The 25,371-nt window shown below is 58.5% G+C and carries 25 protein-coding genes; 9 read left to right on the top strand and 16 right to left on the bottom strand.

Annotation, left to right across the window (positions count from 1 at the left end; genetic code table 11):
- Positions 1-107: 107 nt before the first annotated feature.
- Both QZL71_RS00425 and QZL71_RS00420 read left to right on the top strand, forming a co-directional pair.
- Complete coding sequence (locus QZL71_RS00425) at positions 108-1,331, top strand: DUF3048 domain-containing protein (RefSeq protein ID WP_294647289.1); 1,224 nt, start codon at positions 108-110, stop codon at positions 1,329-1,331.
- Between the two features lie 12 nt (positions 1,332-1,343).
- Positions 1,344-2,435 (top strand): DUF3048 domain-containing protein, encoded by a 1,092-nt coding sequence (locus tag QZL71_RS00420; RefSeq protein ID WP_294647288.1) that lies wholly within the window; start codon positions 1,344-1,346, stop codon positions 2,433-2,435.
- A 234-nt stretch (positions 2,436-2,669) separates the two neighbouring features.
- Here the strand turns inward: QZL71_RS00420 and QZL71_RS00415 are convergent, their stop codons facing one another.
- The gene (locus QZL71_RS00415) at positions 2,670-3,275 is read right to left on the bottom strand and encodes a Tat pathway signal sequence (protein WP_097774587.1); all 606 of its coding nucleotides are present in this window, start codon (positions 3,273-3,275) and stop codon (positions 2,670-2,672) included.
- A 121-nt stretch (positions 3,276-3,396) separates the two neighbouring features.
- A complete protein-coding gene (locus QZL71_RS00410) occupies positions 3,397-4,071 on the bottom strand; it encodes a histidine phosphatase family protein (protein WP_294647286.1) in 675 nt (224 codons plus the stop codon).
- Between the two features lie 339 nt (positions 4,072-4,410).
- Here QZL71_RS00410 and QZL71_RS00405 point away from each other — a divergent pair, with 339 nt between their 5' ends.
- From QZL71_RS00405 to QZL71_RS00390, 4 genes are all read left to right on the top strand, one after another.
- Complete coding sequence (locus QZL71_RS00405) at positions 4,411-5,106, top strand: helix-turn-helix domain-containing protein (RefSeq protein WP_005943631.1); 696 nt, start codon at positions 4,411-4,413, stop codon at positions 5,104-5,106.
- Positions 5,107-5,228: 122 nt separating this feature from the next.
- Entirely contained in the window at positions 5,229-5,843 is a 615-nt protein-coding gene (locus QZL71_RS00400) for a twin-arginine translocation signal domain-containing protein (protein ID WP_005943633.1), read from the top strand.
- Between the two features lie 163 nt (positions 5,844-6,006).
- Positions 6,007-6,537, top strand: coding sequence for a twin-arginine translocation signal domain-containing protein (locus QZL71_RS00395; protein ID WP_294647284.1), 531 nt, complete (start codon positions 6,007-6,009; stop codon positions 6,535-6,537).
- Between the two features lie 251 nt (positions 6,538-6,788).
- Complete coding sequence (locus QZL71_RS00390) at positions 6,789-7,424, top strand: phosphoribosyltransferase (protein ID WP_044953901.1); 636 nt, start codon at positions 6,789-6,791, stop codon at positions 7,422-7,424.
- A gap of 131 nt (positions 7,425-7,555) precedes the next feature.
- Here the strand turns inward: QZL71_RS00390 and QZL71_RS00385 are convergent, their stop codons facing one another.
- The 12 genes from QZL71_RS00385 to QZL71_RS00330 form a co-directional block, all read right to left on the bottom strand.
- Positions 7,556-8,926 carry an MATE family efflux transporter gene (locus tag QZL71_RS00385; protein WP_294647282.1) on the bottom strand — a complete coding sequence of 457 codons (1,371 nt, stop codon included), beginning with the start codon at positions 8,924-8,926 and terminating at the stop codon, positions 7,556-7,558.
- Between the two features lie 175 nt (positions 8,927-9,101).
- Positions 9,102-9,926 (bottom strand): histidinol-phosphatase HisJ family protein, encoded by an 825-nt coding sequence (locus QZL71_RS00380; RefSeq protein WP_294647280.1) that lies wholly within the window; start codon positions 9,924-9,926, stop codon positions 9,102-9,104.
- A gap of 7 nt (positions 9,927-9,933) precedes the next feature.
- Entirely contained in the window at positions 9,934-10,569 is a 636-nt protein-coding gene (hisIE, locus tag QZL71_RS00375) for a bifunctional phosphoribosyl-AMP cyclohydrolase/phosphoribosyl-ATP diphosphatase HisIE (RefSeq protein ID WP_294647278.1), read from the bottom strand.
- Positions 10,570-10,708: 139 nt separating this feature from the next.
- A complete protein-coding gene (gene hisF / locus QZL71_RS00370) occupies positions 10,709-11,464 on the bottom strand; it encodes an imidazole glycerol phosphate synthase subunit HisF (RefSeq protein ID WP_154260055.1) in 756 nt (251 codons plus the stop codon).
- Positions 11,465-11,480: 16 nt separating this feature from the next.
- Entirely contained in the window at positions 11,481-12,200 is a 720-nt protein-coding gene (gene hisA / locus QZL71_RS00365; protein ID WP_294647277.1) for a 1-(5-phosphoribosyl)-5-[(5-phosphoribosylamino)methylideneamino]imidazole-4-carboxamide isomerase, read from the bottom strand.
- Between the two features lie 11 nt (positions 12,201-12,211).
- The gene (gene hisH, locus QZL71_RS00360) at positions 12,212-12,820 is read right to left on the bottom strand and encodes an imidazole glycerol phosphate synthase subunit HisH (RefSeq protein WP_294647275.1); all 609 of its coding nucleotides are present in this window, start codon (positions 12,818-12,820) and stop codon (positions 12,212-12,214) included.
- On the bottom strand, positions 12,817-13,413 hold the full coding sequence (hisB, locus tag QZL71_RS00355; protein WP_097774580.1) for an imidazoleglycerol-phosphate dehydratase HisB: 597 nt from the start codon (positions 13,411-13,413) through the stop codon (positions 12,817-12,819). The genes hisH and hisB overlap by 4 nt, the downstream gene beginning before the upstream one ends.
- 3 nt (positions 13,414-13,416) lie before the next feature.
- The gene (gene hisC / locus QZL71_RS00350) at positions 13,417-14,478 is read right to left on the bottom strand and encodes a histidinol-phosphate transaminase (protein WP_154260062.1); all 1,062 of its coding nucleotides are present in this window, start codon (positions 14,476-14,478) and stop codon (positions 13,417-13,419) included.
- 180 nt (positions 14,479-14,658) lie between these two features.
- Positions 14,659-15,936: a histidinol dehydrogenase gene (gene hisD, locus QZL71_RS00345; protein ID WP_294647273.1), complete on the bottom strand. Its 1,278-nt coding sequence runs from the start codon at positions 15,934-15,936 to the stop codon at positions 14,659-14,661.
- Positions 15,933-17,528, bottom strand: coding sequence for an ATP phosphoribosyltransferase (hisG, locus tag QZL71_RS00340; protein WP_294647271.1), 1,596 nt, complete (start codon positions 17,526-17,528; stop codon positions 15,933-15,935). Before hisG ends, hisD begins: the two co-directional genes overlap by 4 nt.
- Positions 17,529-17,702: 174 nt before the next feature.
- Complete coding sequence (trxA, locus tag QZL71_RS00335; RefSeq protein ID WP_120080388.1) at positions 17,703-18,011, bottom strand: thioredoxin; 309 nt, start codon at positions 18,009-18,011, stop codon at positions 17,703-17,705.
- Positions 18,012-18,186: 175 nt separating this feature from the next.
- Positions 18,187-20,247: an FAD-dependent oxidoreductase gene (locus QZL71_RS00330; protein WP_097781151.1), complete on the bottom strand. Its 2,061-nt coding sequence runs from the start codon at positions 20,245-20,247 to the stop codon at positions 18,187-18,189.
- Between the two features lie 204 nt (positions 20,248-20,451).
- On the opposite strand from QZL71_RS00330, the gene QZL71_RS00325 reads away from it, so the two are divergent.
- Positions 20,452-21,342 carry a LysR family transcriptional regulator gene (locus QZL71_RS00325; RefSeq protein ID WP_294647269.1) on the top strand — a complete coding sequence of 297 codons (891 nt, stop codon included), beginning with the start codon at positions 20,452-20,454 and terminating at the stop codon, positions 21,340-21,342.
- Between the two features lie 78 nt (positions 21,343-21,420).
- On the opposite strand, the gene QZL71_RS00320 is transcribed toward QZL71_RS00325, so the two are convergent.
- Together QZL71_RS00320 and QZL71_RS00315 are read right to left on the bottom strand one after the other, a co-directional pair.
- Positions 21,421-22,368: a transketolase family protein gene (locus QZL71_RS00320; RefSeq protein WP_294647268.1), complete on the bottom strand. Its 948-nt coding sequence runs from the start codon at positions 22,366-22,368 to the stop codon at positions 21,421-21,423.
- Position 22,369: 1 nt separating this feature from the next.
- A complete protein-coding gene (locus QZL71_RS00315) occupies positions 22,370-23,221 on the bottom strand; it encodes a transketolase (RefSeq protein ID WP_294647267.1) in 852 nt (283 codons plus the stop codon).
- Between the two features lie 327 nt (positions 23,222-23,548).
- Here QZL71_RS00315 and QZL71_RS00310 point away from each other — a divergent pair, with 327 nt between their 5' ends.
- Together QZL71_RS00310 and QZL71_RS00305 are read left to right on the top strand one after the other, a co-directional pair.
- A complete protein-coding gene (locus QZL71_RS00310; RefSeq protein WP_294647266.1) occupies positions 23,549-24,565 on the top strand; it encodes an acyltransferase family protein in 1,017 nt (338 codons plus the stop codon).
- A 258-nt stretch (positions 24,566-24,823) separates the two neighbouring features.
- Positions 24,824-25,360, top strand: a complete 537-nt coding sequence (locus QZL71_RS00305; protein WP_294647264.1) for an ECF transporter S component — start codon at positions 24,824-24,826, stop codon at positions 25,358-25,360.
- Positions 25,361-25,371: the final 11 nt, after the last annotated feature.

Genomic DNA, 25,371 nt, shown 5'->3' with positions numbered 1-25,371 from the left:
TTACTGCCCGGCAGTGTGCGCCCCGCCGCGCTGCACCCGCAAACTTTTTCCCGGCTTTGGCATTCTGCCGGGCCGCGCCGATACGTTTTTTGCAGGAGGTTTTTCCTATGAAGATCACTCGCCGTACTGTTCTTCGCCTGACCGGTGCCGCTGCCGCTTCGCTGGCGCTTTCCAGCTGCAGTGCTTCCGGCAGTGCCATTCTGGGCAGCAATTTTTCCAGCTGGATCCAGCAGACACTGGGCATCAGTTCTTCCGGCGCAGCTTCTTCTGCTGCATCCTCGGAGGACATGGCTGCTTCCTCGCTGGCAGCAGCCGAGCAGCCCGCTGCCAGTCTTGCCGCACTGCCCGCTTACGATGCCGACCCGCTGACCGGTGAGGCCAAGCGCAGCAATGGCCGCATCGTGGGCGTGATGGTGAACAACATCTCCAACACCTCCCGTCAGAACGCCCGTCCGCAGCGCGGTCTTTCCTCTGCCGATCTGCTGATCGAGTGCAAGGTGGAGGGCGGCATCACCCGCTTCTGCGCGGTGTTCCACGATGCCGACTCCATCCCGGAGATCGGCCCGCTGCGCTCTGGCCGCGACCAGTTCCTGCAGCTGCTGATGCCCTATCAGGCGCTGTACTACCACGACGGTGAGAGCGCCGCCTGCACCAAATTCATCAACGTATACAACTATTCCGGCCTGAACATCGGCGGCAAGAGCTACTTTAATACTCCCACCCATCCGCATGTGGCTCACCGCGACAGCCGGGGCCGGGATGTGGCCTATGAACACACCGAGTTCACCTCCGGCAAGGAGATCCGGCAGGCCGCTTCCAACGCGGGCATCGGGCTGAAGTACGATTACGACGCCACCTTCTTCCGCTTTGCGGACTACCGCACCGGCGAGGAGAACGCCATGCAGGGTGCAGCATCCGGCAAGGCGGTCAGCATCACCCACTCGGACCACTACAAGACCAGCTTCCGCTATGATCCGCAGTCCCGCACCTATAAAATGCAGATGTACAGCCGCATCTCCGGCAAGTTTGAAAACACCGTGGACGAGCTGAATGCAAAGCAGCTGAGCTTTGACAACCTGCTGGTCTGCTTTGCTCCCATCGAGCGCTATTCCGGCGACTCCGGCGATGTGCAGCAGGTAAGCTACATCTCCGGCGGCGATGCCTATTATTTCAGCCGCGGCGCTGTACAGCATGTCCGCTGGGAAAAGGCTTCGCCTGAGCATCCGCTGCGGGTCTACGACAAGACCGGTGCGCAGATGCTTTTCAACCGCGGCAAGACCTATCTTGCCATCGTGGACGACGACGAGTGGTCCAACTTCAGCTATCAGTAACGAGGGAACCGCATGAAACGCATCTGGAATCTGGCCCTTGGCACGGCGGTGCTGTGCACAGCCCTGCTGTGCGGGTGTGCGCTGTCCGGCCCCACTGCCCCGGACAGTGCAGCGCCCACCGACCCGCTGACCGGGCAGGAGCTGCAGTATCCCGACGAACGCACCGCCGCCGTGGTGATCGACAACGCCGCTTCCAGCACCACACAGTGGGGCATTGGCAGCGCATCGGTGGTGCTGGAAGCCCTGACCGAGAGCGGCCAGCCCACCAGCCTGTGCTTGGCTTATCCTTCGGTATCAGCCATGCCAACCGTCGGCCCAGTGACCCTTGGGCAGGACCTTTACTGGCGGCTGCTCAGCGGGCAGGAAGTACTGCCCATCCAGCGGGGTGCAGGGCAGTTTGCCCGCAACTATCTGGATTATTATAACCTGCGGGCCGTGGACGCGCTGGAAGTGGGCCGCAACGCCTTTTCCTGCGATGATGTCTGGAGCGGCGCGCCGCTGTGGCATACCAGCGGCGGGGAGGTCGCTTCCGTGCTGGGCAGCCTGAACCTTTCCGGCGCATTGGGCGACCATGGCAGCAGCGCTTCCTCCTCGGCCAGCACTGCCGAGGACAGCTCTGCCATTTCCGCTCTGCCCGCCCTGCTGCCGCAGGCCAAAGAGCCCCGCCTGCCGGAGCCAGGTTCCCGGGATGCCGAACAGGTGCAGATCAACTTTGCGCCCCAAAGCACCACCGGCTTTGCCTACGATGCGGCCAGCGGCACCTACGGGATGCTCCGTGCCGACGGCACCGCCCAGCTGGATGCCAACACCGGCGCGCAGGCGCAATTCGACAATCTGCTGGTCCTTTACTCCGCTTCCAGCCTGCGGGACGACGGCACCACGCTGGACTACGACCTGTCCCTTGGCGGCGGTGTCTGGCTGAACGGCAGCCAGCTGTGGCACATCACATGGACGCAGGGCACAGACTCCACCTTTGCCTTTTACGATGCCGACGGCAGGCCGCTGAGCATCCGCACCGGACGCAGCTACATTGCGCTGGTCTCCAGCGTGACCGGGCAGGAGCTGACGGTATTGGATTCCGCCGGGCAGAATGTGTTGAATTGACAAAACAAAAAAAGACCATCTGAGGCATTTTTAACTGCATCTCAGATGGTCTTTTTATTATAGGTCAGCGTCCTCGCCCTCTCAGCCTCACATTGTTCGGCAGCTCTCCCAAAGGGAGAGCCTTTGGCATTGCGGCAAAGCTTCTGGTTTTGCCAAGGCCTCTCCCTATGGGAGAGGTGGCATTGCATAGCAATGACGGAGAGGGCGAGGATACTTCGGTTTTTAAGGTTATTTTTACAGATCCACCACGCTGCCGACCTCGGCAGGAGAGGTAGGCACCACGCCCAGCACGGCGTGGTCAGTGCTGCGGTTGACCGTAAAGGTCACGCTGCGGCCCGCCGCGAAATCCGGGTGATAGGTCAGTTCCAGCGTCTGCCAGTTGTCCGGCACTGCGCAGAAGCAGTGCAGCAGCGCGCCGCGGCCCGCCGTCAGGTTCAGGGTGAACACCGAAGCATCCGCCGCGTTCTCGCCGTAGAGCGGCGCAGCAAAGCTGCCGCAGCGCACCGGCTTGCCATCGCACACAGCGGTAACGCCGGTGCCCATACTGTACAGGTCGCCAAGCGTGCACACCTCACGACTCTGCAGATAGCTTGCGCCCACCGGCAGGGTGGATGCGGAGAGGTTTTCCACCGAGAGGTACACCAGCACATTGCCCATTTCCTGCGCAGGGGCATAGCCCAGCAGCTCCACGGCAGCTTTGCCGTCCAGCAGGGCAGGTTCGCCTGCAAGACGCGGCTGCTGTGCCGCTGCAGGTACGCCGGTGAGCAGCGCTGCCGCAAGGCTGACCGCACCGGAGCCGGCACATTTCAGGAATGACCGGCGGGAAATGGACTGGGACATGGAACTTCCTCCTAAAATAATCGTTCCCTTATACAATAAAGGATTGCGCTGTTTCTGTCAAGGGATAGGCCAAAACTGTAACTGTTTCCTTACCCGCACTTTCAACTGTAAAAGCGGCTTCTTATTCAAAGGCCTCGTTTTCCTCGGCTTCGGCCTGACCGCGCAGGGTGTCGGCATAGCCAAAGGGCACGATGTCGATGGCTTCCACCAGACGGTCCCGCATCCACAGCTGCACATCGGTCTGCACCGTGTAGCCGCAGCCGGGGTCTGCCATCCACTGCTCCGGGCGGCGGGTGGGCACCGCGCGCTGGCTGAGCATGCTCATGATCACGCCGCCATGGGTCACACAGGCTGCTTCGGTCACATCCATGCGGATCATATACTCAAACAGCTTCATCAGGCTTTCGGCGCAGCGGGCGTGGAACTGGTCGGTAGGCTCTGCGCCTTCGGGCACATAGCCGGAGCCGGGGGTGATCCACTTTTTAAAGTCCTCGTCGTGCACCAGCTCCTTGACCGGCTTGTTCTCAAACTTGCCAAAGCCGGCTTCCCGCAGGTCGTGCACGGTAAAGGTGTGCTTTGCATCCGGGAACAGGATGTTGGCTGTTTCCACCGCGCGCAGCAGCGGGGAGGAGAACACGGTATCCACCTGCGGATACTCGAACCGCTCTTTCAGCTCATTGAGCTGCGCGCGGCCCTCGTCGCACAGAGGGATGTCGGTGCCGCTGCCGATGTACAGGCCCTGCAGGTTGCCTGCAGTTATGCCGTGGCGGATGAGATGAAGCTTGAACGTTTTCATGGATAGTGCCTCTCTTTATCGCTGTGCGGCGGCACGGGAACGGGCGGCAAAATCCGCTGCGGAGAAAAAATCTGGCAGAAAAACGTGTCGTCTGCCAGATTTTTTGCTCTTTGGCGGCAGCTACGGCCCCGCGCACGCCACAAAATGTATGCGTTAATACCTATAGTTTAGCATAGATATGGTGTCCAGAGCAAGTCTTTTGACAAAAATGACGAAAATCAACGAAAAATATCGTCACTTTTCTTGCTTTACAAAAGGTTTTCCGTTGTGTATAATCAACCTGCTGTAAACCAAAAACAAGGATGTCCCCCTATATCGAACTTTGAGGAGCCAAAAATCATGGAATTCAACCGTATCATCAAGCTGCTGCGCAAGGAACGCGGCATCACCCAGAAGCAGGCCGCCGAGGATCTTGGCGTCTCGCAGGCGCTGCTGTCCCACTACGAAAAAGGCATCCGCGAATGCGGCCTGGACTTTGTGGTGCGCGTGGCAGACTATTATAATGTTTCCTGCGATTATCTTCTGGGCCGCAGTGCAGAGCGCAACGGCATGATGCTCTCGGCAGAAGACCTTCCGAACCCGGACAAGATGAAGGACAACATCTACCACGGCAGCGTGCTGCCCACCATGAACAAAAAGCTGATCTCCAACGGCCTGAACGTGCTGTACGCCAAGATCGGCCAGTGCCACAGCAAGGCCCTTACCACCGAGGTGAGCGCCTACCTGATGATGGCCGTAGCCAAAATGTTCCGCCTGCTGTACTCGGCCGAGCCGCACAACGCCGCCAGTATGTTCAGCATCGATCCCATCCGCTGGCGCGGCTGCTCCGATGCCGTGATGCGCATGTCCGAAGCCAATGTGGAAGCCCTGCTGGACGGACAGGATGTGAACGGCGGCGAGGGCGTAAAGGACCCGGCCTGCCTGACCATGACCACAGAAAGCCTGACCCGCGAGTTCCCGCTTTATACGCCCAGCCTGTTAAATCTGGTCAAAACCAGCGAAACACATGTGAAGGGCCTTACCCACGAAGGGTGATATTCCTGTGAAAAAGCTGTAAATTCAGCCCCCAAACCCTTGCATCTTTCGGACAGAAAGGGTATAAACAGAATAGAACATTCTGGAATACGGTTTTTCCTATCAAAAGGAGGATTTATTTTATGTCCAACTCCATTTCCCGCCGTACCTTCCTCAAGTGCACCGGCGCATCCGTTGCTGCTCTGGGCGCAGCAAGCCTGCTGGGCGGCTGCCAGCAGAATGGCAGCGCCACCATCGTGGATGTCAAGGTCGGTGATAAGGTCAGCAACTGGAACGGCCTTGGCGTTCAGCTGACCAGCCTGTTCAACATTGATACCGCACCTGCACAGGCCGGTTACGAATACATTGCTGTTCTGGTCACCGTGGTCAACCGCACCAAGAACCAGACCTTCAACATCGGCGCACAGAATCTGGCCGAGATCAATGCTGCTTATCCTGTACCCCCGCAGGAAAATGTGGATGCAAACTTCCACGCACTGGCAGCAGCTTCTACCGATTTCTCTGCTTCCTGCGACGGCCAGAGCGTGGAGTGCGGTGCCAACATCTCGCTGTACAACTCCAACTCTCAGACCTTCTCGGATTCCACCAATCTGCCCCCGCAGGGTACCGGCTATCTGCAGCTGATGCTGATGGTCCCCAAGGGCTGGCAGCAGCTGAGCGTTACTTACATGCCCACCTTTGCAGCGGATAAGACCATGACCTTCGTCATGACCGCTGCAGACGTGACCCGCGCCTGATACGCGGCCCGCACAGGACGAAATTTCGTCGCAAAACAACGTCACAGCTCAAAATTTCATCATTTTATTTTGCCAAAAGGCATTGACATCCGGCCCGGTTTCGCCTATCTTATAGGTAATGCCGCAAGGCCGTACTGATCTGCTTTTTAAAGGAGGAACGAACATGTCCTATACATTCTCCCGCCGTGACTTTATGAAATATACCGCTCTTACCGCTGTTGCCATTGCAGGTTCCGGCATGCTGACCGGCTGCTCCAACCCGAACCGTCCTACCGGTACTGTTGGCAGCAAGCTGTCTCCGGGCAGCAACATCTGTGATGCCACGCTGAAGAGCGCCACCTATAATCGTACTACGCTCACTTGCGAGTTTGAGATCTATACCAAGGTGAGCCTGCAGGTCAACCAGCAGCATTTCCAGGTAAATGTTACCGATGCTGACAATAAGCTGCATACTTATTATCAGGGTGTCTCCGGTGTCACGATTGATTTGGTAGATGGTTCCAACGCCAGTGTCGATGCGAAGACTACTGTGACTCCTACGCTGAAGGTTTCCGGTATTGAGAACCTTACCAGCGCATCCAAGGTTCAGGTGCTGTACATTCCGAAGATGTACGCAAACGGTAGTATCACTGATTCCTACAGTGATGTCTATGCCACTTGGGATATCACCGAGGCTATCAAGGGTTCGCTCTGACCTGATTTTACTTTTGCATTAAAGACCCGCGCCATATGGTGCGGGTCTTTTTGCGTATACGGGTCATTTGTATCCAAGTTTTGGGCGATATCATGTAAAATGCGCAAAGTTTTTTAGTGGATTTATGCCTTGTGCACAGGTTTCTTTTCCGGTACAATAGGGTTATAAAAATGTGCAGGAGCATCGCAGCGATGCGGTGCTTTTTGCATTTGAGGGGCAACCCGGAAAACCTGAAAAGGAGTGTTGTTTCGATGATCAATATGGTAAAGCTTCCCACCAAAAAAAGTAACCTGTTCCTGCGCGTAGCAAAGGGCCACTTTGCTACCAGCCACAGCCATATCAACTATTACATCGATGTCACCACCCAGAAGTCCCGCCTTTCCGAGGCCAAGGCCGTGGCAAAGGAGCTGGTGGCCGCTTACCAGCACAGCACCATTGTGGACACCGTGCTCTGTCTGGACGGCACGCAGGTGATCGGCACCTGCCTTGCCAACGAGCTGACCAAGGACGGCTTTGCCAACATGAACGCCCACCAGACCATTTATGTGATCACCCCGGAGTACACCACCGGCAGCCAGATCATCCTGCGCGACAATCTGGCCCCCATGGTCAAGGGCAAGCATGTGCTCATTCTGTCCGCTTCCATCACCACCGGCTACACCGTGCAGGCCGCTGTGGAGGCCGTGAACTACTACGGCGGCACCGTGGCAGGCCTTTCCGCTATTTTTGCCACCACCCATGAGTGCATGGGCTATGAAGTCACCTCCATCTTTGACCCCGCCAGCCTGCCGGACTACGCCAGCTTTGACAGCCGCGACTGTCCCCTGTGCAAGGCCGGCCAGCACATCGATGCGCTGGTGAACAGCTTTGGCTATTCGGCGCTGTAACCCCTTTCAGTCTACTCACTTTGTTCGCATCCAGCTCCCCCGAAAGGGGGAGCTTTCTTTGTGCTTCTCGTAAAATGCAAAAAGCTCTCCCTTTCGGGAGAGCTGGCATCGCACAGCGATAACTGAGAGGGTTATTTTTTCGGGAACACAAAGGGCTCGTGCAGGTACACCGCCACCAGATATGCCGTCATGAAGCACCAGATGATGGGCTCGCACAGGATGACCGCATTGTACTGGAATTTCGGGATGAACACCAGCACAAAGATCACCTTGCCCACCAGCTCGATCACGCTGGAGAACAGCGGCAGCACCTTCTGGCCAAGGCTCTGCAGCGCGTAGCGGGTGCACAGCAGCACCCCCAGCACCGCATAGAACGGTGCGTTCCACAGCAGATACCGCGCACCGTTTTCCAGCACGATGGGTTCCGTGGAGCCGGAGATGAGCTGCACCATCCATTCCGCGCCAAAGCTCATCAGCACCACGGCGGCGACCATCACCACCACCGAGTACAGATACATCTGCCGCATTCCCCTGCGCACACGGTCGGGCTGGTTTGCGCCGCGGTTCTGGGAAACGAAGGTGGAACCGGCGTTCGCCATGGAGATGAGCGGCATATCCGTAAAGGCAAACAGCTTGCGGGCAGCGGTGTGCCCCGCAATGGTCAGGGTGCCAAGCCCGTTGATGCCGTACTGCAGCACCACCGAACCCGCAGACACGATGCTGCTCATCAGGCCCATGGAGATGCTCTGGCTGAACAGCTCCCAGTAGAGATGACTGCCCACGGCGAAATGCTTTTTCTCCGGGATGAGGATGCACACCCTTGCCAGCACGTACAGAACGCACAGCACCACCGAGATGCCCTGTGCAATGACCGTTGCCACCGCTGCGCCCCGCACGCCCATGCCAACCCCGGCAATGAACCACAGGTCCAGCCCCACGTTCAGCACCGAGCTGATGAGCAGGAACACCAGCGGCATTACGCTGTTGCCAATGGCGCGCAGCAGGCCTGCGCACAGGTTATACATAAACATGACCACAACGCCAAGGTCGATCACGATGATGTAGCTGTAGGCATCTTCCAGAATTTCTGCCGGGGTATCCAGCAGCTGCAGCAGGGCATGCAGGCCGAAAAAGCCTGCCGTTGTAATGACCAGCGAGGCGATCAGGCCAATGACGACCGACCCCACCACCGTGCGCTTGAGCAGGTCTTCGTCCTGCGCGCCGTAGGAGCGCGCTGCAACAATGGCAAGGCCATTGCCGATACCGATGCCAAAGCCGACTAAAAGCTCGTAGATCGAACCGCAGGAGCCAATGGCGGCAAGGGCTGTATCGCCCAGCACATTGCCCACGATCATGGTATCCACCGTGTTGTAGAGCTGCTGGAACAGGTTGGAAACCAGAATGGGCAGCATGAACAGCAGCAGGCTTTTTAAAATAGGCCCGTGCATCAGGTCTACGTTCATGTTGAAGAAGCTTTTCTTTTGGGGCTGCGCGTGGGTCATAGGGTTCCTCCAAAGTTCTATTTTTACCGCAAAACAACCCTCTCAGTCTCGCTGACGCTCGCCAGCTCCCCCGAAGGGGGGAGCTTTTATGCTGCGTAAAAGAAACAGCAAAACCTCCCCCTTTCGGGGGAGGTGGCAATGCGAAGCATTGACGGAGAGGGTTATCTCCAATTTTTTACAGCTCCTGCGTCTCGAAGCCGTTGCCGGTAAGCACCTGCACGCTGGTAAAGCCTGCAGCCTTGATGGCGGCGGCAGCTTCGTCAAAGCCGTAGGTCAGGCTGTTGATATCATGAGAATCAGAAGTGATGATGACCTTGCCGCCCATCTTCTGCCACTCGCCCAGCAGCCACGGGCCGGGGTAGAAGTCCTTGCGGTAGCCGCGGTACACACTGCCGGTGTTCACTTCCAGCAGGCAATCGTTTGCCTTTGCGGCCTGCAGGGCCTTGAGGGCAGCGGCCTTGTAGCGGGGCGACTCTTCGTCGAAGAACTCGCCGTTGGCATTCAGCTTCTTGATGAGGTCGATGTGGGCCAGAATATCCGGCTTGAGGGCAGCCACCTTTTCCACCTCGGCAAAGTAGGCTTCCACAGCGGCAAGGGGGTCTGCGTCAAAATCATCGTTGATGCAGTCCCACAGGTCCTGCGGGCGGAAATCGATCTCGTAATACTTGCCGGTGTTCTTGCCGTACAGGTGGTGTGCGCTGCCGATCCAGTAATCGTAACCGGTGCGCTTATCCTCGCTCAGGATATCCCACTCGATGCCGCACAGGATATCCACCTTGCCCTTGTATTCGGCCTTGAGCTTTGCGATGGTGGCCTTGTACTGGGCGGTGCGGCTGGGGCTCATGCAGTATTCGCGGTCGCGCTGGGTGTAGCTATGGCCGGTGAAGCCCAGCGTGGTCAAGCCCTGCGCACACGCAGCACTTGCCATATCCTGCAAGGTATTTTTGCCATCGCACATGGTGGAGTGGCAATGGACACTGGACTTCTTATAATCTGCCATAGATAATTCACTGCATCCTTTCCTGTTTGACCTTGTGGTCAATGACGTGACGTTTTTCCAGTTCACGGGTCACATCCTCCACCGTGATGCCGGCGCTGACCATCAGCACAAGAACATGGTAGACAAGATCGCTGATCTCGTAAACGGTCTCTTCCTTATCCTCTTTTTCGCCCGCAATGATGACCTCGGTGCACTCTTCGCCCACCTTTTTCAGGATCTTCTCCTTGCCCTTCTCGAACAGGTAGGTGGTGTAGCTGCCCTCCTTGGGGCTATCCTTGCGGCCCTTGATGAGCTGGTACAGGCCCTGCCAGCTGAACTGCTTCAGCTCCGGCGAGACGTATACTTCGTTGAAGAAGCAGCTCTCGGCGCCGGTGTGGCAGGCGGGGCCGGATTTGACCACTTCCACCACCAGTGCATCGGCATCGCAGTCGGCGGTGATGGACACCACCCGCTGCACATTGCCGCTGGTCTCGCCCTTGCGCCAGATCTCCTGACGGCTGCGGCTCCAGAACACAGTGCGGCCCTCGGCGATGGTGAGCGCCAGCGTCTCGGCGTTCATGTAAGCGAGGGTGAGCACCTCTTTGGTGTAGTGGTCCTGCACAATGGCAGGGATCAGGCCCTTTTCATCAAATTTCAGATTCATAACGGTTCTCCCTCCCCGGATGGGGATATTACTAGTTTAGCGTATTCGGTGCGCAAACGCAAGAGTTTGTGGGTTGTTTTTGCGGAAATCCAGTTTCGCGTTACGGCTTCTCCCCGCGCCGGGGAGAAATGCCCCGGCGTTACAGCCGCATCTCCACGCCGTTTGCGTTGAGGTATTCCTTCAGATCCCGGATGGTCAGCAGCTTCTGGTGGAAGATGCCCGCCGCAAGGCCTGCGTCGATGCCCTTGTGGTGGAACAGCTCCAGAAAGTCTTCCTTTTTGCCTGCGCCGCCGCTGGCAATGATGGGCACGTTCACCCGCGCCGCAACTGCATCCAGCATCTCAAGGTCAAAGCCGCTGCGCACGCCGTCGGTATCGATGCTGTTCAGGCAGATCTCGCCTGCGCCGTGGTCCACGCACCAGCTGATCCAGTCCAGTGCATCCCGGCCGGTGTCCTCGCGCCCGCCCTTGGCGAACACCCGGAACTGGCCGTCCACCCGCTTCACATCGGCAGAGAGCACCACGCACTGGTTGCCGTAGCGCTGTGCTGCCGCCGGGATAAGGCCGGGGTCCTTCAATGCGCCCGAGTTGACGCTGACCTTGTCCGCGCCGCACTTGAGCACCCGGTCAAAGTCTTCCAGCGTGTTGATGCCGCCGCCCACCGTGAGCGGGATAAAAATTTCGCTGGCGACGCGGGTCAGGATATCCGTAAACAGTGCCCGGCCCTCGAAGCTGGCGGTGATATCGTAGAACACCAGCTCGTCGGCACCGGCAGCGTTATACATGCGGGCCATTTCCACCGGGTCGGCCACATCCCGGATGCCTTCAAAGTTCGTGCCCTTGACCACGCGGCCATTGCGCACATCAAGGCAGGGAATAATGCGTTTGGTGATCATGTCGTTTCCCCTCCGTTCACTCCTGCACCAGCTGCACGCAGCGCGCAAGGTCCAGTGCGCCGGTGTACAGGCTCTTGCCTAAAATGGCAGCGGCAGTGCCCATTTTTTTCAGTTCCAGAAGCTCTGCTTCGGACGAGATGCCGCCGCTGGCCGTAAAGGCCACGCCGGGCACCTCTTTGGCAAGCGTGCGGTACAGGCCGAGGTTCGTGCCCCTCATGGCACCGTCGCAGGCAATGTCCGTGTAGATGATGGCGGTGCATCCGGCGGCGGCCAGCCGCTTGCAGAAGTCCACGCCCGGCTCGGCGCTCACTTCCTTCCAGCCATGGATGGCCACATAGCCGTCCTTTGCGTCCACGCCCACGGCAATTTTATCGCCGTATTTTTTCAGCATCCGGGCGGTAAAGGCAAAATCCGTCACCGCCACGCTGCCCAGGATGCAGCGGCCCACGCCGAGGGAAAGATATGTTTCAATGCGCTCCTCGGTGCGGATGCCGCCGCCCACCTCAATGTATAAGCCGCCCTGTTTTGCCAGCGCGGCAATGGTATCGTAGTTGGATAGGGTGCCGTCCTTTGCGCCGTCCAGATCGACGACGTGCAGATTTTTGGCCCCCGCTGCAAGGAACTCCCGCGCCTGTGCACAGGGATCCTCGCCGTAGACGGTCATGCGGCTGTAGTCGCCCTGCGTCAGGCGCACCACCTTGCCGCCCCGCAGGTCAATGGCTGGAAAAAGCTGCATAATTTTTCTCCTTACAATTCCGCAAATGCTTTCAGAATGCGCAGGCCAGTATCCCCGCTCTTTTCCGGGTGGAACTGGGTGCCGTACACCCTGCCTGCCCGCACCGCGCCGGTGACGGGAATGGAATAATCGCTCACAGCCAGTGTACTCTCCGTACAGTTCTTGCCGTAGTAGCTGTGGACGTAATAGACGTATTCTCCCTCACGGATGTACTTGAACAGCGGGTCGTCCTTTACAATGTGCAAGGCGTTCCAGCCGATCTGCGGCACCTTCAGGCTCTTGTCCGCAAGGTCGGGCTCCAGCGGGCAGACCTCGCCCTTCACAAAGCCAAGGCCTTCGTGCTCACCGTACTCGTAGCTCTTTTCAAACAGCAGCTGCATGCCAAGGCAGATGCCCAGCAGCGGCTTCCTTTCGGCTTCTTCTTTCATGACCGGTACAAGGCCCATCGCCTCCAGCTTGGCCATGGCATCGGCAAAAGCGCCCACGCCCGGCAGGATGAGCCGGTCGGCTTTGCGGATGATGTCCGCGTCCGCAGTCACAACGGCTTCCAGCCCCAGCTGCTTCAGGCTGGACTTCAGGCTGAACAGGTTGCCCACGCCATAATCGATAATTGCGATCATACCAGCAGTCCTTTCGTGGAAGGAATTTCGTCCTTGTGGGCTTCGTCGATCTTCACGGCCGCGCCCAGTGCATGGCCTGCGCCCTTGAAGCAGGCCTCGAGGATGTGGTGTGTATTTTCTCCCGCAAATTGTACAAAGTGGATCGTGGCGGGCACGCTGCGGGCAAAGCCCAGCCAGAATTCCTTGGCGCACTCCACGTCAAAATCGCCCACCTTTTCGGTGCTGCAACGGACATCCCAGTTCAGAGTGCAGCGGCCCGAAAGATCGACGGCGCACAGGATCAGCGCTTCATCCATGGGCAGATAAAAGCTGCCGTAGCGCTGGATACCGCGCATATCGCCCAGCGCCCGTGCAAAGGCCTGACCCAGTGCAATGCCCACATCCTCGGTGGTGTGGTGGTAGTCCACCTGCACATCGCCGTGGCAGGTGAGCACTAAGTCAAAACGGCCATGGCGGGCGAACAGCTCCAGCATGTGGTTCAGAAAGCCGCACCCGGTGTCCACCTCGTAGCGGCCGGTGCCGTCCAGATCAAGGGTAAGGTCGATCTGGGTCTCATTGGTGTTGCGTTCCAGCGAGATCATTCGGTTCGGCATGGTTCATTCCTCCATGATCTTATCCAGCGTTTCCATAAACGTCTGCATCTGTTCCGGCGTGCCAATGGTGATGCGCAGCCAGTTCTGGATGCGGGGCGCGTCAAAATGGCGCACCAGAATGCCGTTTTTCTTCAACTTCTTGTAGAGTGTTTCACCGTCTTTCCTGTCGGTACTTGCAAACAGGAAGTTGGAGCGGCTGTCCAGCACGGCAAATCCGCGCTGTTCCAGCTGTTGTTTTGTCCATGCGCGGGTGTCCACGATGGCGGCGCGGGTCCTGTCAAAATAAGCGGTGTCTTCCAGCGCGGCCTGCCCGGCCTTCAGGGTCAGGCGGTTGATGTTGTAGGGGTTCAGGCTGAACTTGACCCGGTTCAGGTCGGCAATGAGCTTTGCATTGCCCATGGCAAGACCCAGACGCGCACCGGCCAGCTGCCGGGACTTGGAAAAGGTCTGCACCACCAGCAGGTTCTCGTACTGGTCGATGAGGGGCACGCAGCTCTCGCCGCCAAAGTCCACATAGGCCTCGTCCACAATGACCACATTGTTCGGGTTTGCCTTTAAGATGCCCTCAATTTCCGCCCGGGGCAGTGCAATGCCGGTGGGGGCGTTGGGGTTTGCAAGGACGATGGTCTGGTTCAGGCCGTAGTAATCCTTCGGGTCAAGGGTGAAATCCTCTTTCAGCGGGATGATGTGGCTGGGAATATGCATCAGCCCACACCACACGCCGTAGCAGCCGTAGGTGATGTCGGCATAGGCCAGCGGGTGGTCTGCGTCGCAGAAGGCACGCAGGGCAAAGAAGAGGTTCTCGTCGCTGCCGTTGCCGGGCATGATCTGCTCCGGCTGCAAACCGAAGTGGGCTGCGGCCGCCTTGAGCAGGTCGGCACAGGCGGGGTCGGAGTAAAGGCGCAGCTTTTCCACCTCGTGCTCGCTCACGGCAGCGATCACCGCCGGGGAGGGCAGATAGGGGCTTTCGTTGGTGTTCAGTTTGATGTACTGCTGATCCTGCGGCTGCTCACCCGGGGTGTAGGGGGTGACAGCGGCCAGCGTGGGAGAAAGAAAACGACTCATATAAAAACCCTCTCAGTCAAAGCCTTACGGCTTTGCCAGCTCCCCCGAAGGGGGAGCTTTTTTGCATCTTACGGTTTCCACTCTCAAAGCTCCCCTTCGAGGAAAGATTTCCCCCGGCCGGGGGAAGATGTCACCGCGGGTGACAAAAAGGGGAATCTGGCGCGCAAGCGCCTGAGAGGGTCACTTCTCATACCGGATGGTCACGCTGCGGGCGTGGGCGTGCAGACCCTCGCGCTCGGCAAAATCGGCGATGCGGGGGGCTACTTCGCCCAGCGCTTCCCGGGTGTAGTAGAGGAAGCTGGACTTCTTTACAAAGTCGTCTACGCCCAAGGGGCTGGAGAAGCGGGCGGTGCCGCTGGTGGGCAGGGTGTGGTTGGGGCCTGCAAAGTAATCGCCCAGCGCTTCCGGCACGTTGCGGCCAAGGAAGATGCTGCCTGCGTTTTTGATCTCGTTCAGCACGCCGAAGGGGTCCTCCACGCACACTTCCAGATGTTCCGGTGCAATGATGTTGCAGGCTTCAATGGCCTTGTGCAGGTCGGTGCAGAGGATGATCTTGCCGTTGTCGTCCACGCTGGCGCGGGCGATAGCGGCACGGGGCAGCTGCGGGATCTGCACCTCCAGCTCCGCCTGCACGGCCTTGGCCAGCTCCGGGCTGTCGGTGACGAGAACGGGGCTTGCCAGTTTGTCGTGCTCGGCCTGACTCAGCAGGTCTGCTGCCACCCATGCAGGGTTGCAGCCGCCGTCGGCCAGCACCAGAATTTCGCTGGGGCCGGCGATCATATCGATGCCCACCTTGCCGAACACCTTGCGCTTGGCGGTGGCAACGTAGATGTTGCCGGGGCCAACGATCTTATCCACCGCGGGGATGCTCTGGGTGCCGTAGGCGAGAGCCGCCACAGCCTGTGCGCCGCCGGTCTTGAAGATCTTGGTCACGCCTGCGGTGGCAGCGGCGGCAAGGATGACCGGGTTCACCCTGCCGTCCTTGCCGGCGGGGGTGGTCATGACGATTTCGGACACGCCTGCCACCTTTGCCGGGATCACGTCCATGAGCACGGTGGAGGGATAGGCCGCCGTGCCGCCGGGCACATAGACACCGGCCTTTTCAATGGGGGTATATTTCTGGCCCAGCACGATGCCGGGCTTATCGTTCACCACAAAATTCTTGTGCACCTGCTGGCGGTGGAAGCTCTCGATGTTGGCGGCGGCTTCGCGCAGCGTTTCGAGAAAGTAGGGGTCCATGCCCGCAAAGGCTTCGTCGATCTCCTCCTGCGTCACCTGCAGGGCATCGATCTTCGCGCCGTCAAATTTCAGCGCATAATCCTTCAGGGCTTCATCGCCCCGGGCGCGCACATCGGCAATGATGCCGTCCACCACGTCCTCCACGTTCTTTTCCGCGCGGATATCGCGGTTCAGGATCTCTTCGGGCCTGAGCTCGTCGAAGTGATACAGCTTGATCATTTTGCTTCCTCCTTGTTCTGCAGTTCCGCCCGCAGCTTTTCCAGCATGGTGTCCATTTCGGCGTGCTTGAACTGGTAGCTGGCCTTGTTGGCAATGAATCGGGCCGAGATGGGCATGAACTCGGTGACCACCTTCAGGCCGTTCTCCCGCAGGGTGGTGCCGGTCTCCACGATATCCACGATGACGTCCGAAAGGCCCAGAATGGGGGCCAGCTCAATGGAGCCGTTCAGCTTGATGATATCGATGTCCCGCCCCATGGATGCGTAGTAGCTCTTTGCGATGTTGACGAATTTGGTGGCCACCCGCACCGGGCGGCTGGGGTCGTCCTTGTAATCGGCCGGGGCGGCAACGCACATGCGGCATTTGCCAAGGCCGGTGTCCAGCAGCTCGTACACATCGGCAGAAGCCTCTGTGAGGATGTCCTTTCCCACGATGCCCACATCGGCGGCGCCGTGCTCCACATAGATGGCAACGTCGCTGGGCTTGACGAGGAAGTAGCGGATGCCGGCCTCCGGGTTTTCCACCACCAGCTTGCGGGTGGCGTTGTAGTCCTCCGGGCAGCCATAGCCGATGCCCGCCAGCAGGTTATACACCTTATCGCCCAGACGGCCCTTGGGCAGAGCCACGTTCAGCATCACCCTGTCGGTGCTGTTCTTCTGCACCGGCGGCAACGGGGCGCTCAGGCGGTCCAGCTCGTCCAGATAGACCGCAAAGCCGATGGCACCGGCACCGGGGGTGAACTTCTGCATCAGCAGGTCGTAGCGGCCGCCCTTGAGCAGGGGGCGGGGCAGGGCTTTCAGGTAGCCCTGAAACACAAGGCCGTTGTAGTATTCCATCTCACCGGCCAGCGTCATGTCCAGCCGGATCACGCCGCCCGCCTTTTCCAGCGGCACAGCCAGCGCTTTCAGCTCGGCCACCGCTGCGCGCATGGCATCGTTTTTGCACAGGGCAGCAGCCTTTTCCATCGTTTCGGCATAAGCACCGGAAAGATCCAGCACGCTGCACAGGGTATCGGCGGCATCGGCAAAACCGGCAGCTCCGGCGGCGGCCCGCAGCTCGTGGGCGTTTTTCTCCCGCAGCTTTTCCAGCAGCTTTGCGCGGGCGGCATCCGGCACGCCCAGCGCGTCGAACAGGCCGAACAGGTAGCCCATGTGGCTCACTTCCAGCACCCACTCGGCCCCCAGCGCATCCAGCGACCGCGCCGCCAGACACACCGCCTGCTGCACCTGTGCTTCGCCCACCGCGCCCAGCATCTCAAGGCCCATCTGGCTGATCTCTTTAAAGGTGTGGCTCTCGGCGGAAGGGCGGTAGACGTTCTCGTGATAGTAGTAGCACAGGGTCTCGCCGGGGGTGGGCTGCGCCGTCTTGGCAATGGAGAGGGTCACGTCCGGCTTGAGGGCCAGCAGACGGCCATCCAGATCGGTAAAGGTGATGACCTGCTCGGACGACAAAAAGCTGCGGTTCTCCTGATACAGGCCGTACTCCTCAAACCGGCCCATATGATACTTGCGGCAGCCCGCCGCTTCGTACAAGGCGCGCAGCGCAAAGGAGGCGCGCTCCTTGGGCTGCAGGTTTGCAAGGCTGAATTCCATTGTCGGTTCCCCCATTTCTTACTTGAGTTTATTTTACTTTATCTAGGTAAAGTTGTAAAGTAGGAAAGTGACGGTGTTTTCAACTCAATGATACGATTTTTCTGTGCGTTTGTACAGGGAAAAGAAGAAAAGGAGCCGTTGCATGGCGCAACAGCTCCTTTTCAGCACGCATATTTACCCCAGCAGCTCCAGCACACTGGCCTTCGGGCGGGCACCCACGGCCTGACGCACCAGCTTGCCCTGCTCAAACACCAGCAGGGTGGGGATGCTCATCACGCCGAACTGGCCGGCCAGCTCCGGCTGCTCGTCCACGTTCACCTTGCCCACCTTCACATCGGTGCGCTCCTCGGCCACCTCGTCCACAACGGGACTGAGCATGCGGCAGGGGCCGCACCAGCTGGCCCAGAAGTCCAGCAGGACAGGCTTTGCGCTCTGCAGTACCTCCTGCTCAAAATTTTCCTTCGTGATCGTAACAACTGCCATATTTCTACCTCCTGAAAGGGTTCGTTCGTGATTGTTCTTATGGCATCAGTATACCCCAAATACCAGGGTTTTTCCGTAACCGGGTCACATTGGGGCACAAAAAAGCCCGGAGCAGGAAGAAAGAATACTGCTCCGGGCAGGGAAACGCTTATTTCAGTGTTCTGTCAGCAGGGTATCAGACACCGGCCACGCAGTTCTTGCCGGCGATGTAGCCGTAGTAGACGCACAGGCTGTGGCTGATGCCGCGCATGCAGATGGGGTATTCCACTGCGTAGCGGCTGCCCTGCACATTGCCGCAGACATACAGGCCCTTGATGATGTCGCGCTTGGGGCTGGCGGGGTCCTCCTCGGTGAAGGTGTGGCAGTTCTCGTCGCTCTCCAGGCCGCCCACGCACACCAGCATGGAAGTGGTGCCCCACTGGCATGCATAGTACGGGGGATTCTCCAGCGCGAACATCCGGCTTGCGGGCTTGCCGAAGTCATCGTCGGAACCGGCCTTGGCCAGCTCGTTGTAGCGCTCGACGGAAGCCAGTGCATTATCCAGTGCATCGCCCTCAAAGCCGCACTGGGTCAGCAGGTCTTCCAGTGTATCGGCCTTGAACTGGTAAGCCTCGGCCTTTGCGCTGATCTTGGTGTACTGACGGTCGGTGTAGTTGGGGTTGGACTCATCCTCATCCTCGGGGATGATGTAGCACAGGCCGCCGTGGTTTGCGGGCATGTAGGGCACCTCTTCGCCCCACTTGGAGTCGTACAGCTGGAAGGAGGTGCACTCGGGCTGCAGCTCGATCTGGTTTTCCAGCTGCTGGCCGGGGATGCACTCGTTCATGAAACGGTCGCCGCGCTTGTTGATCTGCAGGAAGGGGGTCACGCCCATGCCGCTGCCCATGTGGTGGGTCATCGGTGCGTGGAAATCCTGCACCTTTGCGCCGATCCATGCGCCCATGCGCAGGCCGTCGCCGGTCTCCACGGTCTTGCCCTCCACGTCAACGCCCAGCATACCCATGGCACCCATGTTGGCGATCTTCTTCTCCACGATCTCGGGAGCAAAATGCTTCATGATCTTCTCGTCGCCGGAGTTGTCGCCGGTAGCCAGGATCACGCCCTTGGAAGCGTTGAGCTGGATGTACTTGTTGTCATTCTGTGCGTCGCGGATGATCACGCCGGTCACGCGGCCGTCGCTGTCCTTCAGCAGCTTGGTGCCGAAGCAGCCGAAGAAGGTCTGTGCACCGTTCTCAACGGCCTTGTTCAGGTTGGCTTCCACTATAAAGCCCTGCTGATCCTTGCGGGAAGAGCGGAACTCCATGCTGGAAGGGAAGGTGGGGAACTCTTCGTTGCGGTAATCGTAGTGCTCGGGCTGAGGCCATGCCAGCGGCACCAGAATACCCTTGTCGAACTGCTCCTGGGTCACGGCCTCACGGGTGGAGTCGCAGATGGTCAGCTCGGGGTAAGCCTCGATGAACCAGTCCATGACCTCGTGTGCATGGGAAGCCCACTTTTTCAGGATGGAGCGCTTGTTGCGGTAGGTGCACTCGCGCATCAGGCGGTCGACCACAACATCCTCGTCCACGATGTTCTCACGGCCCCAGCGCTTGTTCAGGCTGCCGTTCAGCAGGGCATACTCGCCGCTGCGGCAGTTGAAGGAAGAGCTCTTTTCCACGATGGCAACTTTTGCGCCCTCCTCGGCAGCCGCACGGGCAGCGCAGACGCCGGACAGACCGGCGCCGATGATGACCACATCAAAGTCCTGGGTCTCACTGGCCTGCACGTCCGGCTCTTCGCCCAGCCAGTCATCGCCGGTATCCCCGGCGGTATCTGCAGCAGGCTCTTCGGAAGCAACGCCCATAGCCTGCTCGATGCAGCTGGCGGCAGCCTTCTTGACCGCGTTGGTGGTGACGGTGGCGCCGGAAACATTGTCGATCTCAGCGTTCTGTGCCGCCATGATGGCATCCTGCAGGGTGGGAGCAGCCACGCCGCCGATGCTCTCGGTCTCGTTGGAAGCATCGATGACCACATCGGTGATAGCGGTCTCGCTGAAGGTCATGGTGACCTTCACCTCGCCGATGCCGGTAGCCGTGCCGGTGTATGTGCCGGGGGTGTAGACGGCATCGCCGGAAGCGGATGCCGCAGTGCCGGAGGAACTTGCGGAGTTGCAGGCAGCCAGAGCGCCGGCGGTGACACCGCTCATTGCGGCGGCAGCGGCAACTTTCAGAAAGCCTTTGCGGGAGATCTTTTCCATCTTGTTTGCTCCTTTTTCTTTCTTCTCTTCTTCTCGTTTCTGCGGGATTTTTATCCCGCTCCGACACTTAGTATAAAATATAACGAAGTAAAATGGAAACAAAAAATTTTTGCCACAGTGATAAAAGCTCTTTATCAGTCTCCATTGATGTGCTATACTGAAAGCAATCTTATTCTGCCCGCCGGGAAAGGAGAGGTTTCGCCCATGAACGACCGCCAGCTGCTGTGTTTTCTCACCCTGAGCCGGACGCTGAATTTTACCGCCGCCGCCCGGGAGCTGTACTGCACCCAGCCCGCCCTGAGCTACCAGATCCGCAATCTGGAAAAAGAGCTGGATCTTGCCCTGTTCACCCGCAGCACCACCCAGGTGGCCCTGACCGAGGCCGGCCGGGCTTTTGCGCCCCGTGCGGCAGAGATCTACCGCAGCATGCTGAACGCCCGCACCGCACTGAAGGGCTTTGCCCGGCGGCGCACACTGACCCTGCGTCTTCCGCCTGTGCTGCTGCAGCGGGACCCCATCTACCCCATCCTGATGGCACGGCTGCACGCCGCGCTGCCGGGATATGAGTTTGCGGTGGACACTCGGCCCGTGTCACGCAACCCCCACGAAATGCTCTGCAGCGAGGCAGACGCAGCCCTCTATCTGCCCTTTGGGCCGCTGCAGCCGGAGATCGAGCGCACCCCCATCCTGCACAACACCTTTTACCTGATCATATCGCCGGAGCACCCGCTCACAGGGCGCAGCACTCTGGCGCTGGCCGATCTTGCCGGACAGCAGCTGTTTTATGAGCCGCTGTATCAGGAAATGGTGGATCTTGCCGTTGTTCAGCCCGGCCTGCCGTTTTCCGCACCAAGCTGGCACATGGTGGAAAACTACGAATGTGTTTACAACGATCTGCTTGCTGGGCGCGGCATGTTTTTGTGCCCGATGAAATACCCGGCCTTTCCGGCGGCATGGTATCTGCCGCTGCAGCTGCCGTTGCCGGACACCTGTCTGCTGACCCTGCGGGACGACCCGCGCCCCGAGATCCAACGGCTGCGGGAGGTATTTACCGCTGTATACGCCAGCCGTGCAAAGCTGCTGGGCGAAGAATGAACGCAAAAAGGGGCTGCTGCACATTCTTTTGAACGAACGTGCAGCAGCCCTTCAGCTCTTATAATATTCCGGACAGTTTTATTTGCCCAGCATTTCGTGGGCAGTCTTGCAGATGGTGGCAGCATCCAGACCGTAGAACTTCAGCAGGTCCCATGCCGGGCCGGAGCAGCCGAACACGTCCTGCACGCCTACGCGGCGCACAGGGGTGGGCAGCTTCTCGCTCAGCACGGCGCAGACGGCCTCGCCCAGACCGCCGATGACGTTGTGCTCCTCGGCGGTGATGACCTTGCCGCACTCCTTTGCAGCCTTGAGGACAATTTCCTCGTCCAGAGGCTTGATGGTGTGGATGTTGATGACCCGGGCATGGATGCCCTCAGCGGCCAGCTGCTCCGCAGCAATGCGGGCTTCGTTGACCATCAGGCCGGTGGCGATGATGGCAATGTCGCTGCCCTCGGTGATCTGCTCGCCCTTGCCGATCTCGAAGTGATAGTTCTCGGCATCGTGGAACACAGGCACAGCCAAACGGCCAAAGCGCAGATAGACGGGGCCTTCCATTGCGTAGGCAGCACGCACAGCGGCGCGGGCCTCCACATCGTCGGCGGGGCAGATCACGGTCATGCCGGGGATGCTGCGCATGAGGGCAAAGTCCTCGCAGCACTGATGGGAAGCGCCGTCCTCGCCCACCGAGATGCCGCCGTGGGTGGCACCGATCTTCACGTTCAGGTGGGGATAGCCAATAGAGTTGCGCACCTGCTCAAAGGCACGGCCGGCGGCGAACATGGCAAAGCTGGAAACAAAGGGCACGTAGCCCATGGTGGACAGGCCCGCAGCCACGCCCATCATGTTGCCCTCGGCAATGCCACAGTCAAAATGACGATCCGGGTAAGCCTTGCGGAACATGCCGGTCTTGGTAGCAGCAGCAAGGTCTGCGTCCAGCACCACCAGATCCTCGTGGCCTTCGGCGGCCAGCTCCTTCAGGGTGTTGCCGTAGCTTTCACGGGTAGCGATCTTCTTCACATCTGCCATCTTAGTTTTCCTCCTGCTCCAGCGCGGCGTATGCGGCGTTCAGTTCCTCAATTGCGATCTTGTACTCGTCATCGTTGGGGCCCTTGCCGTGCCAGTCCACAGAGTTGGTCATATAGGAAACGCCCTTGCCCTTTGTGGTGTCCATGATGATGCAGGTGGGCTTTGCAGTCTCTGCATGGAATGCCTGCATGGCGGCTTCGATCTGGTCGTAGTCGTGGCCGTCGATGGTGACGACATTGAAGTTGAAGGCCTTCAGCTTCTCTTCCAGCGGGGCGCTGTTCATCACGGTCTCGGTGGTGCCGTCGATCTGCAGATGGTTGCGGTCCAGCACAACGCACAGGTTGGAAAGGCCGTAGTGTGCGGCAAACATAAAGGCTTCCCAGCACTCGCCCTCTTCCACTTCGCCGTCGCCCAGGATGGTGTAGACGTTGATGGGCTTGCCGGCGTGCTTGGCGCCCAGTGCCATGCCGCAGGCGGCAGAGATGCCCTGACCCAGACTGCCGGTGGACATATCCACGCCCGGGGTCTCGTTCATGTTGGGGTGGCCCTGCAGATAGCTGCCGATCTTACGCAGGGTCTTAAGGTCTTCCACCGGGAAATAGCCGCGCTCTGCCAGCGCTGCATACAGTGCCGGTGCAGCATGGCCCTTGGACAGCACCAGACGGTCGCGGTCGGCCTTCTTGGGGTCCTTCGGGTCAATGTTCATTTCCACGAAATAGAGGTAGCTCAGCAGCTCGGCGATATCCAGACTGCCGCCCGGATGGCCGCACTTTGCGCTGTGCGTGCCCTCGATCACGCCCATGCGGATGTGGCAGGCGTGCTTGGCCAGAGTAAGTTTTTCTGCATTTGTCATGATGGTCCTCCCGTATGAACCTCAGATTTGCACATGTTCAAAAAAGCCTTTCGTCAGCGCCGGTGCAGTCCTGCTGCCCGCAGCGCGCTCTTTTTCAAGTTTATATTAGCTATTCTATGCAAAAAGGTCAAGCTTCTTCATGCAAAATGTACACACGCGGGGAAATATCCATGGAAATTTGCCGCTTTTTGGTCAAATTGCAGGAACATGCAGCCCCTTGACCGCCCTTTTTTCTTTCCGCTGTCTTGATTGACATTAAACGATCAGGTGCTGTACAATATTTTAAAAGCCGTTTTACGCTGCCTTTTATTTTCACTGGAGGATATCATGGAACGAAATTATAGCATCGACTTCCTTAAAATTCTTTTTGCCCTCTCAATTGCGTGCGGACACTTCAAAGGTTCTGTCCTTTCAAGCGACTTGATCGTTGAGCTGTTTTTTATTCTCTCCGGCTTTTTTCTCGTCAATAGTTTTTACAGCGGTAAATATCACGGCGATGCACTTTCTTACACCGCCAGCCGCTTAAAGCGGATCTACCCTTATTATCTGCTGGCCTTTCTCATCCTTTTTATTTCTTTCAAGTCTGCCGATCTGCTTCATCCCATCCGTTTCCTCTCTGATTTTGCTAATGCAGTTCCAGAAGTCCTGCTTGTACAGAGCATCGGCGTGTTTTCTGGCGGCATCAATTATCCGCTTTGGCAGTTGTCCACTCTGATCGTTGCCTCTCACATCCTGTTTGCACTTATGACAAAGGATGATCAAATCACCCTGAATGTGATCTGTCCGCTCACCGCGATTTGCTCTTTCACTTACTTTTCCAATGCATTTGGCACCCACACTGTGGAGTATTGGGGTGGGGTAGGCAACTTCCTTTCCGGCCCTCTTATTCGCGCTTTCGGTGCGCTCTGCCTTGGCATGATGGTTCATCGTCCTCTTCTTGCACTTTCTGAATTTATCCGAACAAAGCTTTCTGACTGTGCTGCTTTTCTGCTTTCTGCGCTGCTCATTGTACTGTTCTGGCTTGCCCGCGACAGCTATGCCGCACACCTGCTGTTTATCGTTTTTCTTGCTTTTTGTCTTTCCGGAAAAGGCATCCCTGCTTTGTTCAACCACAAATTTTTCGCCTGCGGCGAAAAACTTTCTCTTGCCATCTATCTGAATCAAGCTGCGGTGATCTTCCCCACCTATCATAACATGCCGTTTCTTGCACGTTTTTCAGACACTGTACAAACGCTGCTCTTTATCCCGGCCATGTTGTTATTTGCTGTCCTGTTCCTTTTTATAGCCAATCACCTTTTCGCATGGATTCGGGCACAGATGGACAAAACCAGCATTGTAGCTTGACGTGCACCAGCCAAGTCTGCTATAATTTTCACAGATTCCGGTACGAAGCCGGGTGTGCGGACAGAAGCCCGTGTTCTCCATCCTGATGGAGCATTTTATCCACCGCTGCGCTTACGCAGCGGTGCAGCGCAAAGCCCACAGGGGGCCTTTGCGTTCTGCCATCTTATTTTTGCTGCTATAGACACCACGAAGGGGTCTGCCGTTGGCTTGTAAGCCGGGCAGACCTCTTTTTTGTCTGGCCAAAGGAGGAAGCTTTTTATGAAAACGAACCCCCATTCCACCACCCGCAGCCTCGTGCTGGCTGCACTGTTCCTTGCACTGGCCTTTGTGCTGCCCATGATCACCGGCCATGTGCCGCAGGTGGGCAACATGCTGTGCCCGATGCACTTTCCCATTCTGCTGTGCGGCTTTGTGCTGGGCGGCCCATGGGGCCTTGCCGTGGGCTTCATTGCTCCGCTGGTGCGGTCGGTGCTGTTCGGCATGCCGCCGATGTTCCCCATCGCCATTGCCATGGCCTTTGAGCTGGCCGCCTACGGCCTTGTGTCCGGCGTGCTCTGGCACAAGGTGAAGCACACCGTGTCCATGATGTACGCTTCTCTCGTCACCGCCATGGTGGCAGGCCGTTTGGTCTGGGGTGCGGTACGCTTTGTGCTGGCCGGCCTGACCGGTTCCAGCTTCCCGTTCAGCGCGTTTTTGTCCGGTGCGCTGCTCACCGCCGTGCCGGGCATCGTGGCTCAGCTGGTGCTCATCCCGCTGATCCTTGTGGCACTGCAAAAAGCAAAGTTTATGGATTGACTTACTATTTA

Source organism: uncultured Faecalibacterium sp., from assembly GCF_900066275.1.
GTDB classification, from domain to species: domain Bacteria; phylum Bacillota; class Clostridia; order Oscillospirales; family Ruminococcaceae; genus Faecalibacterium; species Faecalibacterium taiwanense.
This window is presented reverse-complemented; position numbering and strand designations above follow the sequence as displayed.

Coding starts and splice junctions, on each gene's coding strand:
- QZL71_RS00425 (WP_294647289.1), top strand. CDS start 108: ATGAAGATCACTCGCCGTACTGTTCTTCGCCTGACCGGTGCCGCTGCC.
- QZL71_RS00420 (WP_294647288.1), top strand. CDS start 1,344: ATGAAACGCATCTGGAATCTGGCCCTTGGCACGGCGGTGCTGTGCACA.
- QZL71_RS00415 (WP_097774587.1), bottom strand. CDS start 3,275: ATGTCCCAGTCCATTTCCCGCCGGTCATTCCTGAAATGTGCCGGCTCC.
- QZL71_RS00410 (WP_294647286.1), bottom strand. CDS start 4,071: ATGAAAACGTTCAAGCTTCATCTCATCCGCCACGGCATAACTGCAGGC.
- QZL71_RS00405 (WP_005943631.1), top strand. CDS start 4,411: ATGGAATTCAACCGTATCATCAAGCTGCTGCGCAAGGAACGCGGCATC.
- QZL71_RS00400 (WP_005943633.1), top strand. CDS start 5,229: ATGTCCAACTCCATTTCCCGCCGTACCTTCCTCAAGTGCACCGGCGCA.
- QZL71_RS00395 (WP_294647284.1), top strand. CDS start 6,007: ATGTCCTATACATTCTCCCGCCGTGACTTTATGAAATATACCGCTCTT.
- QZL71_RS00390 (WP_044953901.1), top strand. CDS start 6,789: ATGATCAATATGGTAAAGCTTCCCACCAAAAAAAGTAACCTGTTCCTG.
- QZL71_RS00385 (WP_294647282.1), bottom strand. CDS start 8,926: ATGACCCACGCGCAGCCCCAAAAGAAAAGCTTCTTCAACATGAACGTA.
- QZL71_RS00380 (WP_294647280.1), bottom strand. CDS start 9,926: ATGGCAGATTATAAGAAGTCCAGTGTCCATTGCCACTCCACCATGTGC.
- hisIE (WP_294647278.1), bottom strand. CDS start 10,569: ATGAATCTGAAATTTGATGAAAAGGGCCTGATCCCTGCCATTGTGCAG.
- hisF (WP_154260055.1), bottom strand. CDS start 11,464: ATGATCACCAAACGCATTATTCCCTGCCTTGATGTGCGCAATGGCCGC.
- hisA (WP_294647277.1), bottom strand. CDS start 12,200: ATGCAGCTTTTTCCAGCCATTGACCTGCGGGGCGGCAAGGTGGTGCGC.
- hisH (WP_294647275.1), bottom strand. CDS start 12,820: ATGATCGCAATTATCGATTATGGCGTGGGCAACCTGTTCAGCCTGAAG.
- hisB (WP_097774580.1), bottom strand. CDS start 13,413: ATGCCGAACCGAATGATCTCGCTGGAACGCAACACCAATGAGACCCAG.
- hisC (WP_154260062.1), bottom strand. CDS start 14,478: ATGAGTCGTTTTCTTTCTCCCACGCTGGCCGCTGTCACCCCCTACACC.
- hisD (WP_294647273.1), bottom strand. CDS start 15,936: ATGATCAAGCTGTATCACTTCGACGAGCTCAGGCCCGAAGAGATCCTG.
- hisG (WP_294647271.1), bottom strand. CDS start 17,528: ATGGAATTCAGCCTTGCAAACCTGCAGCCCAAGGAGCGCGCCTCCTTT.
- trxA (WP_120080388.1), bottom strand. CDS start 18,011: ATGGCAGTTGTTACGATCACGAAGGAAAATTTTGAGCAGGAGGTACTG.
- QZL71_RS00330 (WP_097781151.1), bottom strand. CDS start 20,247: ATGGAAAAGATCTCCCGCAAAGGCTTTCTGAAAGTTGCCGCTGCCGCC.
- QZL71_RS00325 (WP_294647269.1), top strand. CDS start 20,452: ATGAACGACCGCCAGCTGCTGTGTTTTCTCACCCTGAGCCGGACGCTG.
- QZL71_RS00320 (WP_294647268.1), bottom strand. CDS start 22,368: ATGGCAGATGTGAAGAAGATCGCTACCCGTGAAAGCTACGGCAACACC.
- QZL71_RS00315 (WP_294647267.1), bottom strand. CDS start 23,221: ATGACAAATGCAGAAAAACTTACTCTGGCCAAGCACGCCTGCCACATC.
- QZL71_RS00310 (WP_294647266.1), top strand. CDS start 23,549: ATGGAACGAAATTATAGCATCGACTTCCTTAAAATTCTTTTTGCCCTC.
- QZL71_RS00305 (WP_294647264.1), top strand. CDS start 24,824: ATGAAAACGAACCCCCATTCCACCACCCGCAGCCTCGTGCTGGCTGCA.